This is a genomic window from Streptococcus sp. VTCC 12886, from assembly GCF_049893425.1.
Lineage (GTDB): Bacteria > Bacillota > Bacilli > Lactobacillales > Streptococcaceae > Streptococcus > Streptococcus suis_AA.
Genome location: NZ_JBMVJB010000002.1, coordinates 1 through 15,519, shown reverse-complemented (window position 1 = coordinate 15,519; position 15,519 = coordinate 1). Strand labels below are relative to the sequence as shown.

Genomic DNA, 15,519 nt, shown 5'->3' with positions numbered 1-15,519 from the left:
ACTGAAAACACCCTTATTATACCACAAAGCTACTTTTTAAGAAAGAGACTCGCTATTACACAAGTCTCTCATTAGATTATCTATAGACAACTGTAAAAGAACCTTGGCCATTGACGACAATCCTCTCGATATGAGTGTCAACCACTTCCCTGGTCATTTTTTTGTCAAATGCTATATTTTCCCTACCAACTACCTTTAATTGTTCTTCTATTTCCATTATAGAATTATCTAAGTTCTGACGTTTTTCCATGTAAGTTTCTCTTGTCATCAAGCCCTCTTTATAGTCTTGAAAATGAGAAACCTTTTGAGTTTTCAGCCGTTCAGCTTCTCTTATAAGATTCGTTTTTGATAGCTTTGGAGAGTTCTTCGGCAACCGAGACTTTAATTCTTTCTCGATAGCCTCTTCTATTCTATCTATCCGACAGGACTTCATGGTCTGGCCTTGACTTCTACAGTAACGACAATAAAAATAATCATAGTTGTTATAGTGGCTATATCGAAGGAGACGATGCCCGCAATGTTCACAGATAACTAAGCCTCGTAATAAAACTTCTTCTGGCTGGTTGCAAGTCTGATTTTTCGGCCCACTAATGCGAGAGGCAAGTGATCGTTGAGCTTTGTCAAAGTCCTCACTTGATACAATTGCCTCATGATTATTGTCAAGACGTTCCCACTCTGATTCAGGCCGCCGAATCTGCTTACCATTTACCGTTGTTCTAGTATTAAACAGGTATGTCCCCTTATAGGCTTCATTTTTGAGTATTTGGAGAATACCACTTCTCGTCCATACATTCCTCTTTTGTTCGGCAGTAATGATAATTGATTTTGTATACCTTGCTTGACTAACCTGCATTTTCCTCTCAGCTGGAGTAATCGTCTGTTCACTATTAAGTAACATCGCTATTTTTTGAGTTCCCATTCCCTCAATGCAAAGTCTAAAAATTCGTCTCACAATTGGAGCGACTTCCTCATCAATGATAATCTTAAATCGGTCATTTGGGTCCTTGATATAACCAAACGGTGGTAACCAACTCATGTTCTTCCCAGATCGTTTCATACTGTTCATTGCACTCTTGACTTTTTCAGAAACATCTTTGGCGTAGAAATCATTGAGTAAGTTTCTAAAGGGCACATCAATATCCAGTCCATTATGTTCAGACACCAGGCTATCATAATGGTCGTTGAGAGCAATAAATCGAACTCCGAGAAAAGGAAAGATATTCTCCAAATAGTTTCCCAATTCCAAATAGTCACGCATAAATCGAGACAAATCCTTGACGATGATATTACGGATAGTTCCAGCCTTAACATCAGCCATCATGCGTTTAAAGGCTGGACGGTTAAGACTGGTGCCCGAAAAACCATCGTCCACAAACTCCAAACGTTCCCAGTTCTTGAACTTAGGTTCTTGGTTAAGAAAATGGTTTAATAAGTACCGTTGATGAGTAATTGAGTTGCTTTCATCTGTATTAGCCTCATCAACTGACAAGCGGAGGTATAGAGCGATTTTAGTCATGCTTGTCCCCCCCGATCCGACAGTTAAAAGTTACTGTGACTGTTTTGTCCACATCAACTTCAATCCGTTCTATTAAAGCATTTAAGAGTTCTGCCGTTAAAACTGCTTGATTGCTACTCTTGGCTAGATGTCTAACCCAATTCACCTGCTTACTGTGCTCCTCCTCAATCTGCTTTATTGAAGTTTCACATTGGGCTAATTCTTGTGAAATGGTTTTGATTTTTGAGTTTATTTCTTTCTTTTTGGAAAGATAGTCTTCTCGCTTAGACCGGTTAAGACTGAACGCTGCGTAAAGATCGCTTAGTTCAGCATTCCATTGTACTATTGAACCTTGATGACCCCTCAGCTGCTTTTGATATATCTTTAGGCAATTCTCCTTTTTAGATTCAAGTCGAGGCAATAAAGTCTCAACTGTACCTAAACGCTTCATTTCTGATTGTATCAGCTCTACTACTATCTTATCCAGAGCATTTTCACTGATATAAACGGTTTTTCTCTCAGCTGTCTCTGAATCATAGTGATAGTCCATAAAGTAATAGTAATCATAATCAGACTTATTATTTGAAAAATGGCGACGCTTTCGAACCATTTGAGTTGATTTGGTTTTGCCATAAATCAAACCTTTATAGCGATTTGGAGTTTTTACTCGGTCAGTCTTTTTAACAGACTTACGACTAGCAGAATACTGAAGAATTTTTTCGTAGTCATCTTTGCTGATATAGGCTTCCTGTGCATTTTCAAAATAGATATAGTCATCTTCAGATAAGGATTTGTTTCGTGTTCGCTGAACAAGGTCTCCCCTGTAAAAAGGCATCTTAATCAGACGAAGTAAATTTCCTGCTTGCCATCTTTTCGTATCCTGCTCACTTCTATATAATTGACCTGTCTTACGGTAGGAATGAGGTACAGCAATTTCTCTACGATTCAATTCAGCAGTAATCTGAGGCATGGATTTACCTTCGATTGCCTCTTGAAAAACAAACTCTAAAATTGGCCTAACCTGATTATCTATGACTAACCTTGCACCAGCTTCATTGCGGTCAATGCGATACCCATACGGAGCAGAAGTTCCAATATAGTACCCTTGACTAGCCTGCTGAATATGATAAGTCATAACTTTCTTTGAAATATCCTTAGAGTATAAGTCGTTGACCAAATTATTAATTTCCACCTCAAAGGATTTCTTATCTTCTAATCCGTTGAGTGTGTCTAAGTTGTCATTGATTGAAATAAGACGAACTCCCAAAAAGGGGAATACTTTATCAATCAGTCGTCCCATCTCAATGTAGTTTCGACCCAAACGGGATAAGTCCCGAATCAAGATACAGTTGATAATCCCTTTTTTGATATCTTCCATCATGTCCTGGTAGGCAGGTCGATTAAAGGTTGTTCCAGAATATTCATAGTCGATGTAACACTTGGTTACAGTTAACCCTTTCTCCTTGGCAAAGGCTCTAGCTAGACTTTCTTGTGTCTCTAAGGACTGCGACTTGTTTCTCCAGGTTTCAGTACGTTCTTTGGATAGGCGAATGTAAATGCCTGTACGATAAGTTTGAAGTGATACCTCTTCTATTATCGTTTCCTTGCGGTAGCGGTTCTTGGTACGTGCCATTAGATCACCTCCGTCTCTCTATGAGAAAACTGCTGGAGGACTTCTAGTTCTGCCACATCATGAAATACCAAGGTCAACTCCTGATTCTCATGAATGACAATCCGGTCAAGTAAGGTCACTAAAGTGAGACGATTGAGTTCTTTATCTTTTTGGATTTCACTCAACTGATTTAACCACCGTTCCTTATCCTGAAGTTTGTCATACAGGGTTTGAGCTAGTGCTTTCTTTTGAATGATGGTGTCCTCAATCTGTTTTAGCTTTTGACGATAGCTTCGCTGAAACTCTTGGTATTCTGTATCATTAATCAAACCGTCGTCTAAATCCAAATACAAGGACTGGAGCAACTGTTCATACTTCTTGCGATTCGCAAGCAAAGAAGTAAAATCAACTTCCAAAAACTGTTCTTGGTTCAAATAATCAGGAACTGCTTTAATCAGATAAGACTTCCAGTCAAGGTATTGATGAATAAAGGTCAATACTAAGTCTAGTAATCTCTCTTGTTTAATTGCATGACGGCTACATCCTCGTCCATTATTGTAGGTGCTACAAATATATTGAACAGTCTCTTTGTCCTTATAGCGAAGTTTTCGTTGTACAAGCTGAGCCTGACAGTCGCTGCAAAATAATAATCCTGCAAAAAGGTCAGGCAGCTTCTTCCCGTGCTTAACATCCCTGAGTAAGAGGTTATTCGCAATAGCAAAGGTACTTTTTGAAATAATGGCTTCATGGGTATCTTCCACTCGCACCCAATCTTCTGGATTGACAGCTACAGATTTTTGCGACTTGTAATTAAGTTTGGTCTGTTTACCTTGTTCCAAGGTACCAGTATAGACACGGTTGGTCAAAATACGGTTGACCATTTTGGTGTTCCACTTATGGCAATGGCCATAAAAAACTTTAATCTTTTCCTGACAGGCTTTCTTACGTTGCAAGGGAGTCTCTATCCCTGCCTGGTTAAGAAAGCCTGCAATAGCGTTTGACGAATATCCCTCTAGTTTAAGAGCAAAGATTTTCTCAATAGTAGGGCGTACATTCTCATCAACCACTAGATGATTCCGTTGCTTGTCATCTTTGCGATAGCCATAAGGGGCAAAAGCTCCAATAAACTCGCCCTTTTGCCGTTTAGCTTTTTGGGTACTTCTAACTTTGGTTGAAATATCTCGACAGTAACTATCGTTAATAAGACTTTTTATAGGCATAACCAAATGTGTTTCATTGGTGTCTGCGGTCATACTATCATAGTGGTCATTGACCGAGATAAACCTAACTCCCATAGCAGGAAAAATTCGCTGAAGGTATTTCCCAGTCTCAATATAGTCACGACCGAAGCGAGACAAGTCCTTAACAATAATAGTATCAATTGTCTTATCATTTACCATTGCCATCATACGGTTAAAGTCAGGGCGGTTAAAGGTTAAGCCACTAATACCATCATCCATAAATTCTTCTAAAATCGTGAAATCATGATTTCTGGCATAATCTCTCAAAAGTGAGCGTTGGTTGATGATGGAATTGCTTTCCACATTATCCCCATCATCTCGTGACAGGCGTAAATAAATACAGGCTTGTGTCATGTTTATCTCCTTAATCAGTGTTTAGGTGCTTACCGATTAAGGATTGAGGTTCTACTATTCTATTTTACATAATCTACCAAGACTTGTCCGCTAAAAACTCAAATTTTTTCAAGCTGTCTCCCCAGCAAATCATCTAAAACGTCTGTAAGGCTTAGTGGCTTATTCGTCACTTGCACCGTCACCTTATAACCTTCAATCACAACTTGCGGTAACTCCGCACCAGTTTGTGTTTTTTCCATAATTCTTATTTCCTTTACATCAAAATGTTGACCTCAGTGGGTAGAACTGGTTAGGTTCTACATGGGGATTGCACCCGCTGTCCTTTCTCGCTGGCAGCCTAAACGGTTAGAAGTATCATTGTCCTCATTTGCATCCTGGCAGATAGGTGACCAACCTATTTTATAGCCGACAATACTCGCTCATATCACAGCGTATCTGACTAACTTGCTCCACAAATGATTAACGTCCCACCTTGGTCTATTCAATTGTCAAAGGGCAATAACAGGAATTTTAGAACCTATATTCACAATTTAACCAATGACTTGAACAAGCTCATTTTAGCTCACTCACCGTCAGATACTCTGGTCTACGCTTAGTATTTCTGCAAAAAAGCGTCCTCAATTGGGTCAAACTTAGTCCAATCAGTTTAACATTTTTATTGTGAATACAGGTTCTTAGCCCCCTTCACTATATAGAGTGAAAATGTGGCAATTTTTACCACCCTACTCCAATAACTTTTTGAGATGCTTCAAAATTTTATCTCTCCGTCTTGCAACAGTTGAAATAGAAATTTGATTAGACAGAGAAATTTCATTCAATGTTTTTTCCTCAAAAAGCAAGTTTTTGACAAGAGAAAACTCATCATCATTAAGGGTAAGCAAAGCTTCATACAGTAACTGAAAAATCTCTTTAGTCTCCAGTATTTTTTCGATATTCATTTTGCCATCGGAAATAAAACTTGTTAATTGACTATCAGCATAATCTGAAAATGGTCTAACATGATATTTAACCTCTAATCGATTAATATAATTTTCCCGATTTGTCAATCGCCAATACTCACGGTAAACCTCTCTGGAAACAGGGACTCGTATCCCATTCACATAGATAAAATATGACATTCTAATCCTCCTTTTTATTCTTAAAAGGAGATTAGAGGGGGGTGAACGATTTTTCATAAAACACTCTCAATTTTTAGACTTCACTATTAAGAGTGAAAATTTTCATGGATTTTACCGCTGTTTTCACAAAAAAATATAAAAAAGGCGATAAAGCAAACTGCTCTATCGCCTAGATTGTAATAACCTTACATAATTTCAGCTGGTGGTAAAATGGGCTTTGGTATAGGAATCGGCTTTGGATATTTAATTGGTTTAACTGTTCCAATTCCATATAGGGGTGGTCGAAGGCTTCCGCCTGAAATATGGGACAGTTGAGAGAGATGTAGTTCTTTAAGCATATAATATACCTCCTTATATAAAATCATTATTAACCAAACATTAGAATAAGATAATTAACAACAGATATAATAACTAGTAATCCGTTATTCAGTAGATGCACAACAATCGAATCGACAATGTTTTTACGACGATCGTATGCCAAGTAAAAAATTGCTCCTAACAGGAAATACACAATAAACTCGATTGGATAGAACATATGTAACAATGCAAAAATGGAAGAGCTCACAGTCAATTTCAACAACTTACGATTGTTTTTGAAAAAATAACGACCAAAGAATCCTCTGAACACAAGTTCTTCCAAGATCGGAGCAAAGATACCAATAGCAAGATGAAAGGCAACAAAGTATAAAGGGAACATCTGGCTAAGCTGCTCATTGGTTGCCATCAAGGCGGCATCATTGGCTGAGGTTGCATTACCCGTGACCATTTGAATTAAAAAGGTTCCACCAATGGCTACCAGACGAGTAGCAAGATAAAAGAGAAGAGCAATTCCAAAGTCTTTCCAGGTAAAGGGTAATTTTTCCTTTTCATCCTTGTTTTTATATTTTTTCCAAACAAGAACAAGGACGATACCAGTAGCCAATAAATAACCTAGACTAGCAAGCCACTGCATATAAGTTGGCGTTGTCTCCTGAGTAGCAATTAATCTCATTGGAAAGATATTGACACTTAAGGTAAGAAAGATTAGCCCAATAAACTTCAGTATATTTTTAAAACGTTGCATTATCTAACCCTCCTGCTTAGTTCTCAAACGACTGATGCCTGTGAATCCCAAAGCCAGTAAGAAGGCTAGACCGATACGCACAAGATTAATCGAATTGACCTCTCCTGTTCTAGGCAAAGTTGAGGATCCAGAAACTCCAGTAACACGACTTGCTAGTGGTGTTACTGTTACCTGTGATGTGGAGCTTGCTGACTTAATCAAGGTTTCTTCTTTATTTTCTTGCTCTTTAACATCAACTTTGACACTCTCATCTCTGGCACTAACATCTTCGATAGACTTATCTGTAACCTCTTTGGATTGTTCTGAAGAATCAGCCTTGGTTTTATCAGAGGAAGAGACGGTTTCGGATAACTCTTGATTCGAAATTTCCTCAGTGTTAGCTTTATTATCTAACGCAGTGCCTGACTGTGTCCCTTCCTCTTGATTAGTTTTATTCAGTTCACTATTTTCAGCCTCGTCAGCAGGTTGTTCAGGTGATTTTCCAAGATAGAGGTAGTCGTAGAGTTGCTGAGCATTGACTCCTCCACCAACCCATCCAGAAACAGGTTGACCATTTTTTAGGTAGATAATGGTTGGTGTTCCAGGGATACCGACTGTTTTAAACAAGAACTCTTTAGCCTCATCATCTGCACTATCTGTATCGTAATACTCCAACTGACCAGCAATTAGCTGGTTAAACTCCTTCAAGTCTGGTGAAAATTGACGGCAATAATAACAGGTCCCACGACCGAAATACAAGGTGTGTTCCAAACCGTCAGCCGTAAAAGCTGTATGAACATTGTCAATAGTTACCTTCTTAAAATCAGCGACATTTGTAGCATACTCCTCGATGGTCACTTCTGCAAGTTCTTCACCGGTTGTAGCTTCGCCTGTCTGATCAGGTGTTGTTTGGCTAGATGGCTGTTCTGTCACCAGAGAAGGACTATGTTCTTCTAATGAGTTAGTTTCAGAACTGTCAGCCAAAACAGGACTAGTAACTAAAGCTGCCAAAGCCACTGTACTGAAAAGTAGTGATTTGAATAGTGTTTTCTTCATGATGAAACTCCTTTATTATTGATGATCTTATTCTATAATTTTCACAAGCAAAATTTCGTAAAATTCCTGAACAGTCATCGAAACGTCCTGAATGGGAAGTGTTAACCTTTGTGAGCAATAAATCTAACGCTCACAAATACTCTAACCATATAATCAACCCACTTAAAAACATGTACCGCCTACTTAATAACAATGCCATGAGAATCTAGGCTATGGCACTGCAAATGAAAAAATCACACAGCTTCCTTCTTGACGGTAATTAAAGCATCCTAAGGGGAAAAATAGCAGAACATAAAAATCACACTGATTCTAGTTTATCAGTGTGATCAACTTATGACTTACTTTTAAAATGAGATTAGTAATTCCAAAATATATAAGACCAGAGCTATTATAGTCAGTATTTTTAAATAATGGTATGTTTTAGAGTCTACTTTAACAATAAACTTTAAGAATATTAAAGAGAGAATTGCAATGCTTAGAAGCAGAAAAATCTTATTTCTAATCTCCAACATAATGAGCAAATACTGAACCCCCAATTTGGGTTTCCTCCTTGAATTTCTTCCAAGACGAAGGTATTTAATTCAATATGTTTATCAAAATTTCATATCAATATCAGCCTCCAAATTTATTTCCTATGTCTGTTTTTTATCATGAGATATCTTTTGTATAACTATTCAACCGTTCAAGATGAATACTTTGCTGTACTTGACTTGATAATTTTTGGGGAGGTTAAAAACATTTAGCATACTTTGAAAATCTACAAATAGACCAAAATCGAATTTCTCAATCAAAAATCCAGTCTAAAAGATAACTGCATAATAGATAGATAAGAGGAGCTACCCCAGCAATGATTAGTTTCTGATTATTCTTTCGAAGACCGATTAGTATAACTACAAGGGGAATTATGAATAATAAAAGCGATAAAAGACTTTTATAATCCATTTATGATTGCCTTTCCGCTCCCAACAAGGCATCCTACTCCAGCCGCTGCACCTCCTGAAAATGCACCTCCGATAATAGCTCCACCTATACAGTGTCCTACAACTGATCCCCAATTAATTTGACCGCCAGTTACATTTGCTAAGTCAAGTTCATGTAGAACCTCAAAACCATTATACTGCTTCATGATATAAACTCCTTCCTTAGTTAAACTTATTACCAATCATTCCACCCATACATGCAAAGCCTCCTGCAATTGCCCCAACATGAGCTCCGACAAATGCACCTGGAAGTGCTCCAACACCTCCTGCTGGAGCTCCCCACAGAGCTCCACTTCCAGCTCCTGCCAATGCATATCCTCCCATGTCTTTTAAACAATCCTTACCAGAGTATCCACCCTCAACTGTCGAAAGAAGTTCAGCATCTAAAACATCAAATTTACAAATAGTTATTGTATTCATTGTAAATATCTCCTACCTAATATTTTTATTTTGTCGGGTTGCAACCTTGACAAGTCTAGTATAGCACTACTTCAAAAAATAATTTCCCCATTTCTTGAACAGTCATTTAACTTTCCTAAATGGGAAAATTTACCGTTACTTATTTATATTAATAAACCAAATCAAAAGTCACACCAATAATTTATATTAGTGTGACGACAAACAATATTAGAAACACCAAGTTTTATCGGACCAGAAAAGCTTATCTAGCCAATACATTAGTAACAATGATAAAACCAAACTCAACCAGTATACCCAACTTTCTAAGCCATACTTATCCAATAAATAGACATTCAGATAGAGCTCTAAACTTCCATAAAGAGTCAATTTAAGAACTCGCTTCATTCGCACCCGTTCCTCTAGATTTTTTAATTTATTATGAGTTAAATTAACAAGCTGGTAAAACTTTCCTTGGATAGGCTGGGATATAATCTACACAATTAGATTGTGGAGGATGAACAATTGTCATCCGACTTTTGATATATCTCTTAAATGCTATCTTTTGTTTTTTCTATACGGAATAAGAAGTATCAAACAAAAAGTTAGTAACGATCCTAATAACAAGACGTAGTCTTTGAATGTTTTTGGAAAAATTGGAAAAATAATTACTATCAAAAAGCCAAATGCCATTATAAAAGCAGCTAAATTAAACTTTCTCACTTTTATGAACCTATTTGCATAAAGCAACTGCAGCACCTACTCCTGCCATTGCCCCGCCAAATACACCTAAGGGGCCAGTAAGTGCTGCCCCTGCGAGAAATCCTCCTCCCGCTGCTGCCATAACTCCCCAAACACAATTATTTTTTGAAGCTCCTGCAGAAATATTTACTAGTTCTACCTCTTTTAATGTATAATACATTTTTAATTAATTCCTCTCTTTTAGTCAGCAATATTAATGTTTATCTACAAGCAATAATTGCACCAGCCGCTGCCCCGACTGCTGTACCAATAGCACCGGCCAATAGACCTCCTGCTAGTCCTCTACTACCACCCCAAAATGCTCCTCCAGCTATTGTAGCAACACAACGCGTTGAAACTCCACCTTCAACAGTAGCAAGAGAATCAGTATTAAGCACGTTGAATTGTTCCATTGTTTTTGTCTCGTTGAAATTTTGATAAATCTAATATAACACTCTAGTGTCATATTTTTTCTAAAAATCTTGAAATGTCTTTTTTTCATCATGAAATGAATTTTTCCATAGATTTTCAACCACTCAAGATAAAAACATCAGCCGGAGCTGGTGTGTGGATAAAATCACTTCTCAAAAATGATCCTTTTATATTATGATAAGAAACAGAAAAATCCAATAATATTCAAAGTGAAAAGTGCTGGGGCAACTCTCTAAAAAATTAGATACCGAAACTATAAGAATTCCTGTAATTATAGCAGTTGAAACTACCTTTTTTCTTATCCATAATAATTACCATATTTCAATAGTTCCATTGACATAGACCATTGTGCCTTTTAACAGAAGATGGCTACTCTACCTCAAAAATCAATGATTGCACACCTATCATATTAGCTATGTCTTCTTCTGCTTAAATAACTATTGAATCTAAAACATCCGATACTACTGAGCTGAGTCATAGTAATTAAAAAAGTATTGTATCATGTCTCGGATAAAATTTAGTATTACAATTACTCCGATTATTGATTTAACTTTTTTTAATCCCACATCTTCTTTAGAATTACCAATAAAATGGATAATACACAGTATTAGAAAATATGGAAAGAAATCACTAAAAATGATTACTGAAATATCCTTAAGCATTATTTTAACAGATCTCCTGTTATTGATTTTCCGCCATTAACGACACAAGCTCCTAAAGCAGTCCATGGTCCACCAACTAGTCCAATTACCCCTGCGCCAATACACTGTGCCCCAGCAACGACCCAGTTTACTCTTCCACCACCATAGATAAGTTCTAAAGTTTCGTCTGGTAAATTTTTTTGCATATTCATACTATTTTCCCCCTAATATATTTCCAATACAGTAAATACTGCCACCTATTTGTCCTAGCCCGATTCCGATTCCTGCTCCTATAAGCCCTCCAGCTAGGGCTCCTCCAATTGCTCCTTCAGCCATTCCCCAGCCAATATCTGCTAGACATTTCCCGGCGGAATATCCACCTTCAACACTAGCAAGCTCAGTTGGATTTAAAGTAACAAATTGTTCCATTGATTTTGTATTCATAACGAATACCTCCTTATATAATATTTTTATTTGTCCAGTTGCAACCTCGACAAGTCTAGCATAGCACTTCCTCAAAAAATAGTTCCCCCATTTCCTGAACAGTCATTTAACTTTCCTAAATGGCAAAATTTTGTCGTTGAAGATGATGTAATGACCATTCGAGAATTATTTTTAGTTTGAGTCAATATCTCTTTTTTTCCATCCTGGACGTTTCCATGACCATTTAAGATTTGGACGCTTTTTTCTTTATTTTGGATTGAAAGAAATTATCTATCTTCTTCGCACATAAAATAAGCATTAAAAATATACCGAATAGTAATAGATCAATTATTGTTGTATTGGGAAAAAAATAACTAGAAAAATCTTTACACTAAAAATATAACAATAATATAAATTTATGTTTTCAGAAAAACTTCATGATTACTTTTCTTACTAAATCTTTTATAGGGTAATTCCCCCTAAACCCGATCCAACAATTCCACACCAGGAACCACACACTTAAACCTGATGCTGCTCCATGTCTCGCACCTTCAACAGATCCAGTCCTTGCTAACGCCCAAAATTCCGTCATGACTTTATCCGAAATAGCTCAAATCCACTTCGCTCTCTTGATTCAGACTTTGAATCGGTTACACTAAACTAGACAGAATTTATAAAGTGTTCTACACTAAAGAAAACAGGAGAAACAATATGTCTAGAAAAATACGCCGTCATTTTACAGATGACTTTAAACAACAAATCGTTGACCTTCACACTGCAAGTATGAAACGAAGTGCGCTGATCAAAGAATATGATTTAACCCCTTCTACCTTTGATAAGTGGGTGAGACAAGCTAAAACAATGGGCTCCTTCAAATCAATTGATAATATTACCGATGAACAGCGGGAGCTGATAGCTCTTAGAAAGCGAAACAAAGAACTTGAAATGCAGATAGACATCCTAAAGCAAGCGGCGGTGATTATGGCACAAAAAGGGAACTAATCACTGCTAACAAGGATAAATACAGCATTTCAGCCATGTGTCGTTGGTTGAATCTCCCGCGCTCTAGCTACTACTATAAAACCTCAGAACCAGTATCTGAAGCTGATCTTGAAGAAAAGGTGAAACAAATTTTTCTCGAGAGCCAATCGAGATACGGTGCCAGAAAGATCAAGCAATGTCTGGCTACAGATGGGATTATCTTATCTCGTCGCCGCATTCGTCGAATCATGAAGCGGTTAAATCTCGTATCTGTTTACCAGCAGGCTAGCTTCAAGCCATATGCTAAAGGGAAAAACGAAGCCCCTATTCCAAATCTCTTAGACAGACAGTTCCACCAAGAAAAACCACTGGAAGTGATTGTGACAGATTTGACCTATGTCCGTGTTGGTCAGTGTTGGGCTTATGTTTGCTTGATTATTGACCTCTTTAATCGTGAAATTATTGGCGTATCTGTTGGCTGGCAGAAGACTGCAGAGCTCGTCAAACAAGCCATTCAGAGTATCCCTTATGCTTTAACCAAGTCAATCTTTTCCATTCTGACCGTGGCAAGGAGTTTGACAATCAATTAATTGATGAGGTCTTAGAAGCCTTTGGTATCACCCGTTCGCTAAGTCAAGCTGGCTGTCCTTATGACAATGCAGTAGCTGAGAGTACCTACCGTTCCTTCAAACTGGAGTTTATTCATCAAGAAACCTTTCATTCACTTAAAGAACTAACCCTTAAAACCAAGAACTATGTCCACTGGTGGAATCATCATCGCATTCACGGTAGTCTCAATTATCAAACACCCATCGCTAAGCGAGTGACCGCTTAACAAAAAACACTTTATAAAAATTGTACAGAAAAGTGTTACCTTTTCAAATTATTATTCAAATCCTAAACAGTCACCGAAACGTCTTGAATGGTTTATCATAGACACAAAAAAGAGCAGTTCATTCTACTACTGCTCTTTCCATCTTTTTTCGCTGCAATCGCATTTGTAATTTTAGATCATTTTAGACATCCTTATTTCGTAACTTATTATCTAGGCAAGAGCGTACCTGAAGGATGATCTCACCATACGATTCGTCACGCCTTTCGTAATAAGCCATTGACAGAGAGAAACATTAATAAACATATGGCAAAGGTTCGTTATCGTATTGAACATGTTTTTGGTTCTATTGAAAATAACTTGAAAGGAAGTAATTTTAAAGGCATTGGGTTAGCAGGAGCTAGAACAAATGTGACCTTAACTAATTTGCTATATAACATCTGCCGTTTTGAACAAATTAAACGGCTATCTTTAAACTCTAGGGCGTAGTGCGTCCAAAAAAGGGGTAAAGCTGAGTAATCACCCAAATATGAAGGAACCCCTAGAGCAACATCATTTTTTAACTAAATTCTCTTAAGGGAGAAGTTGTTAGAGGTGCCCTAAAGAAAGTCCATATACAATGAATTTGTCATCCGATACAATCTATATTCCTTTTTGAGAATTGTTATAGGATGACACTCAGCGGCTAGACTGGGACTGGTTGGAGATCAAAATTAACCCATTCCCCTTGATGACATTGATTAGACTACCGCTACCAGTTATTTGCTATAAAGCTAGGATATCAATTCCTTTTTTCATTTATTCTTAAAAAGAAATTAATAACAATAAGTAAATATACTATCCAGATAAATACTAACTTTTTATAAATAAGAAATAAAATGATAAACACGTTGATAACTGACAAGTCTATCGATTTTTCTATTAGGTGTTTACTTTTCCAATCTGTATATACACTGTACAATTGTACAAAAATGACTGTAATAAAAAATAGTAACTTCATGGTTATCCAACAGCAGTATAGGCTAAATAGCCGCATACTACTGCACCTCCGACACCTCCGATAGCAGCGCCCCAAACTCCCAATTTGGAACCATATTTAATCCCAGTTGCTGCACATCCCATTCCTGCAACTACGGCAGCGCCTGCAGGGTTCCCACCTTCGATTTTTTGAAGGATACCTTCATCAAGTATTTTATAATTTGACATAACTTCATTCTCCTTTAAAATCCACCAGTTGCACCAGTTACACCTGCCCATAGAGCCACACCAAATTTAGCTCCTATATAGCCACAGGCTGGTGCTAGCGGTGCCCCTACACCAGTAACAGTACAGATAGTAGTCCCTAGCCCCCACCCAGCAGTAGAGCCGCACCAACACCTTCTAACACATTATTTTGCCAATTATTTTTTCCACCATCAACACTCGCAAGCATTTCTACGTCCATTTGTTTAAATTGTTCCATTGATTTTGTATTCATAACGAATACCTCCTTATATAATATTTTTATTTTTCCAGTTGCAACCTTGACAAGTCTAGTATAGCATTTCCTCAAAAAATATTTCTCCCATTTCCTGAACAGTCATCGAAACGTCCTAAACAGTAAAATTTTACCGTTTAAGACGATAATAGAACCATTCAGGAGTTCTTTTTAACTCCAAGATTTTTCTGTGCTTTGCCATTCAGGACGTTTCGATGACCATTTAAGATTGAGACGTTTTTTTCTTTAAATTTTTGTCATAATAGTCTTGTCACTAACAAGAAAGGATTTGACAAATGACCTCTTATAAACGAACCTTTGTTCCTCAAATTGATGCCAGAGACTGTGGTGTAGCTGCTTTAGCTTCTATTGCCAAGTTTTACGGTTCTGACTATTCTCTAGCTCATTTGAGAGAATTAGCCAAAACTAACAAGGAAGGAACAACCGCACTTGGTATCGTTAAAGCTGCCCAAGAAATAGGCTTTGAGACAAGAGCCATCCAAGCTGATATGAGCCTTTTTGATATGAATGATGTCGTGAAAAGGCAACACTTTTCTGTACAAAATTTATAAAGTGTTTTTGTTAAACGATTGCTCTTTTAGTCATGGGTGTTTGGTAATTAAGTGTGCTGTGGATGCGATGGTGATTCCACCAGTGGACATAATCCTTAGTTTTAAGGGTTAATTCTTCCAAAGAGC

Annotated in this window: 16 protein-coding genes and 4 pseudogenes; 3 read left to right on the top strand and 17 right to left on the bottom strand. The window is 37.4% G+C overall.

Going from position 1 to position 15,519, the window contains the following annotated elements:
- Positions 1-76: 76 nt before the first annotated feature.
- The 14 genes from ACPC57_RS00730 to ACPC57_RS00665 form a co-directional block, all read right to left on the bottom strand.
- The gene (locus ACPC57_RS00730) at positions 77-1,516 is read right to left on the bottom strand and encodes a recombinase family protein (protein WP_115265871.1); all 1,440 of its coding nucleotides are present in this window, start codon (positions 1,514-1,516) and stop codon (positions 77-79) included.
- On the bottom strand, positions 1,509-3,128 hold the full coding sequence (locus tag ACPC57_RS00725; RefSeq protein WP_434066092.1) for a recombinase family protein: 1,620 nt from the start codon (positions 3,126-3,128) through the stop codon (positions 1,509-1,511). The genes ACPC57_RS00730 and ACPC57_RS00725 overlap by 8 nt, the downstream gene beginning before the upstream one ends.
- On the bottom strand, positions 3,128-4,702 hold the full coding sequence (locus ACPC57_RS00720; protein WP_434066091.1) for a recombinase family protein: 1,575 nt from the start codon (positions 4,700-4,702) through the stop codon (positions 3,128-3,130). The genes ACPC57_RS00725 and ACPC57_RS00720 overlap by 1 nt, the downstream gene beginning before the upstream one ends.
- A 98-nt stretch (positions 4,703-4,800) precedes the next feature.
- Entirely contained in the window at positions 4,801-4,941 is a 141-nt protein-coding gene (locus ACPC57_RS00715; protein ID WP_434066090.1) for a hypothetical protein, read from the bottom strand.
- Positions 4,942-5,424: 483 nt separating this feature from the next.
- A complete protein-coding gene (locus ACPC57_RS00710) occupies positions 5,425-5,820 on the bottom strand; it encodes a sigma-70 family RNA polymerase sigma factor (RefSeq protein WP_434066089.1) in 396 nt (131 codons plus the stop codon).
- Positions 5,821-6,187: 367 nt separating this feature from the next.
- The gene (locus tag ACPC57_RS00705; RefSeq protein WP_065973047.1) at positions 6,188-6,883 is read right to left on the bottom strand and encodes a CPBP family intramembrane glutamic endopeptidase; all 696 of its coding nucleotides are present in this window, start codon (positions 6,881-6,883) and stop codon (positions 6,188-6,190) included.
- 3 nt (positions 6,884-6,886) lie between these two features.
- A complete protein-coding gene (locus ACPC57_RS00700; RefSeq protein WP_065973046.1) occupies positions 6,887-7,918 on the bottom strand; it encodes a thioredoxin fold domain-containing protein in 1,032 nt (343 codons plus the stop codon).
- Positions 7,919-8,849: 931 nt separating this feature from the next.
- Positions 8,850-9,044, bottom strand: coding sequence for a class IIb bacteriocin, lactobin A/cerein 7B family (locus ACPC57_RS00695; RefSeq protein WP_039671026.1), 195 nt, complete (start codon positions 9,042-9,044; stop codon positions 8,850-8,852).
- A 16-nt stretch (positions 9,045-9,060) separates the two neighbouring features.
- Positions 9,061-9,318, bottom strand: coding sequence for a Blp family class II bacteriocin (locus ACPC57_RS00690; protein ID WP_039671027.1), 258 nt, complete (start codon positions 9,316-9,318; stop codon positions 9,061-9,063).
- A 207-nt stretch (positions 9,319-9,525) separates the two neighbouring features.
- Complete coding sequence (locus ACPC57_RS00685) at positions 9,526-9,702, bottom strand: hypothetical protein (protein WP_434065988.1); 177 nt, start codon at positions 9,700-9,702, stop codon at positions 9,526-9,528.
- Between the two features lie 325 nt (positions 9,703-10,027).
- Positions 10,028-10,216 carry a hypothetical protein gene (locus tag ACPC57_RS00680; RefSeq protein ID WP_039671028.1) on the bottom strand — a complete coding sequence of 63 codons (189 nt, stop codon included), beginning with the start codon at positions 10,214-10,216 and terminating at the stop codon, positions 10,028-10,030.
- A gap of 40 nt (positions 10,217-10,256) precedes the next feature.
- Positions 10,257-10,448, bottom strand: a complete 192-nt coding sequence (locus tag ACPC57_RS00675; protein ID WP_039671029.1) for a Blp family class II bacteriocin — start codon at positions 10,446-10,448, stop codon at positions 10,257-10,259.
- 680 nt (positions 10,449-11,128) lie between these two features.
- Positions 11,129-11,320: a hypothetical protein gene (locus ACPC57_RS00670; RefSeq protein ID WP_024405076.1), complete on the bottom strand. Its 192-nt coding sequence runs from the start codon at positions 11,318-11,320 to the stop codon at positions 11,129-11,131.
- 1 nt (position 11,321) lies between these two features.
- On the bottom strand, positions 11,322-11,552 hold the full coding sequence (locus tag ACPC57_RS00665; RefSeq protein ID WP_115265875.1) for a bacteriocin class II family protein: 231 nt from the start codon (positions 11,550-11,552) through the stop codon (positions 11,322-11,324).
- A gap of 690 nt (positions 11,553-12,242) precedes the next feature.
- On the opposite strand from ACPC57_RS00665, the pseudogene ACPC57_RS00660 reads away from it, so the two are divergent.
- Both ACPC57_RS00660 and ACPC57_RS00655 read left to right on the top strand, forming a co-directional pair.
- Positions 12,243-13,347: pseudogene (locus ACPC57_RS00660) on the top strand (IS3 family transposase).
- 207 nt (positions 13,348-13,554) lie between these two features.
- Positions 13,555-13,833: pseudogene (locus ACPC57_RS00655) on the top strand (transposase); the annotation flags it as partial.
- A 513-nt stretch (positions 13,834-14,346) separates the two neighbouring features.
- On the opposite strand, the gene ACPC57_RS00650 reads toward ACPC57_RS00655, so the two are convergent.
- A complete protein-coding gene (locus ACPC57_RS00650; protein ID WP_039671032.1) occupies positions 14,347-14,550 on the bottom strand; it encodes a Blp family class II bacteriocin in 204 nt (67 codons plus the stop codon).
- A 14-nt stretch (positions 14,551-14,564) separates the two neighbouring features.
- Positions 14,565-14,821 (bottom strand): annotated as a pseudogene (locus tag ACPC57_RS00645) (Blp family class II bacteriocin).
- A 296-nt stretch (positions 14,822-15,117) separates the two neighbouring features.
- Here ACPC57_RS00645 and ACPC57_RS00640 point away from each other — a divergent pair.
- Positions 15,118-15,357, top strand: a pseudogene (locus tag ACPC57_RS00640) (cysteine peptidase family C39 domain-containing protein); the annotation flags it as partial.
- Positions 15,358-15,403: 46 nt separating this feature from the next.
- On the opposite strand, the gene ACPC57_RS00635 reads toward ACPC57_RS00640, so the two are convergent.
- Positions 15,404-15,519: IS3 family transposase (locus ACPC57_RS00635; protein ID WP_434066131.1), on the bottom strand; the 116-nt coding region annotated here is incomplete at its 5' end.

What these genes read in the sequence shown, in the direction of transcription:
- ACPC57_RS00730 (WP_115265871.1), bottom strand. Translation starts at nt 1,516, where the DNA reads ATGACTAAAATCGCTCTATACCTCCGCTTGTCAGTTGATGAGGCTAAT.
- ACPC57_RS00725 (WP_434066092.1), bottom strand. Translation starts at nt 3,128, where the DNA reads ATGGCACGTACCAAGAACCGCTACCGCAAGGAAACGATAATAGAAGAG.
- ACPC57_RS00720 (WP_434066091.1), bottom strand. Translation starts at nt 4,702, where the DNA reads ATGACACAAGCCTGTATTTATTTACGCCTGTCACGAGATGATGGGGAT.
- ACPC57_RS00715 (WP_434066090.1), bottom strand. Translation starts at nt 4,941, where the DNA reads ATGGAAAAAACACAAACTGGTGCGGAGTTACCGCAAGTTGTGATTGAA.
- ACPC57_RS00710 (WP_434066089.1), bottom strand. Translation starts at nt 5,820, where the DNA reads ATGTCATATTTTATCTATGTGAATGGGATACGAGTCCCTGTTTCCAGA.
- ACPC57_RS00705 (WP_065973047.1), bottom strand. Translation starts at nt 6,883, where the DNA reads ATGCAACGTTTTAAAAATATACTGAAGTTTATTGGGCTAATCTTTCTT.
- ACPC57_RS00700 (WP_065973046.1), bottom strand. Translation starts at nt 7,918, where the DNA reads ATGAAGAAAACACTATTCAAATCACTACTTTTCAGTACAGTGGCTTTG.
- ACPC57_RS00695 (WP_039671026.1), bottom strand. Translation starts at nt 9,044, where the DNA reads ATGAAGCAGTATAATGGTTTTGAGGTTCTACATGAACTTGACTTAGCA.
- ACPC57_RS00690 (WP_039671027.1), bottom strand. Translation starts at nt 9,318, where the DNA reads ATGAATACAATAACTATTTGTAAATTTGATGTTTTAGATGCTGAACTT.
- ACPC57_RS00685 (WP_434065988.1), bottom strand. Translation starts at nt 9,702, where the DNA reads ATGAAGCGAGTTCTTAAATTGACTCTTTATGGAAGTTTAGAGCTCTAT.
- ACPC57_RS00680 (WP_039671028.1), bottom strand. Translation starts at nt 10,216, where the DNA reads ATGTATTATACATTAAAAGAGGTAGAACTAGTAAATATTTCTGCAGGA.
- ACPC57_RS00675 (WP_039671029.1), bottom strand. Translation starts at nt 10,448, where the DNA reads ATGGAACAATTCAACGTGCTTAATACTGATTCTCTTGCTACTGTTGAA.
- ACPC57_RS00670 (WP_024405076.1), bottom strand. Translation starts at nt 11,320, where the DNA reads ATGAATATGCAAAAAAATTTACCAGACGAAACTTTAGAACTTATCTAT.
- ACPC57_RS00665 (WP_115265875.1), bottom strand. Translation starts at nt 11,552, where the DNA reads ATGAATACAAAATCAATGGAACAATTTGTTACTTTAAATCCAACTGAG.
- ACPC57_RS00650 (WP_039671032.1), bottom strand. Translation starts at nt 14,550, where the DNA reads ATGTCAAATTATAAAATACTTGATGAAGGTATCCTTCAAAAAATCGAA.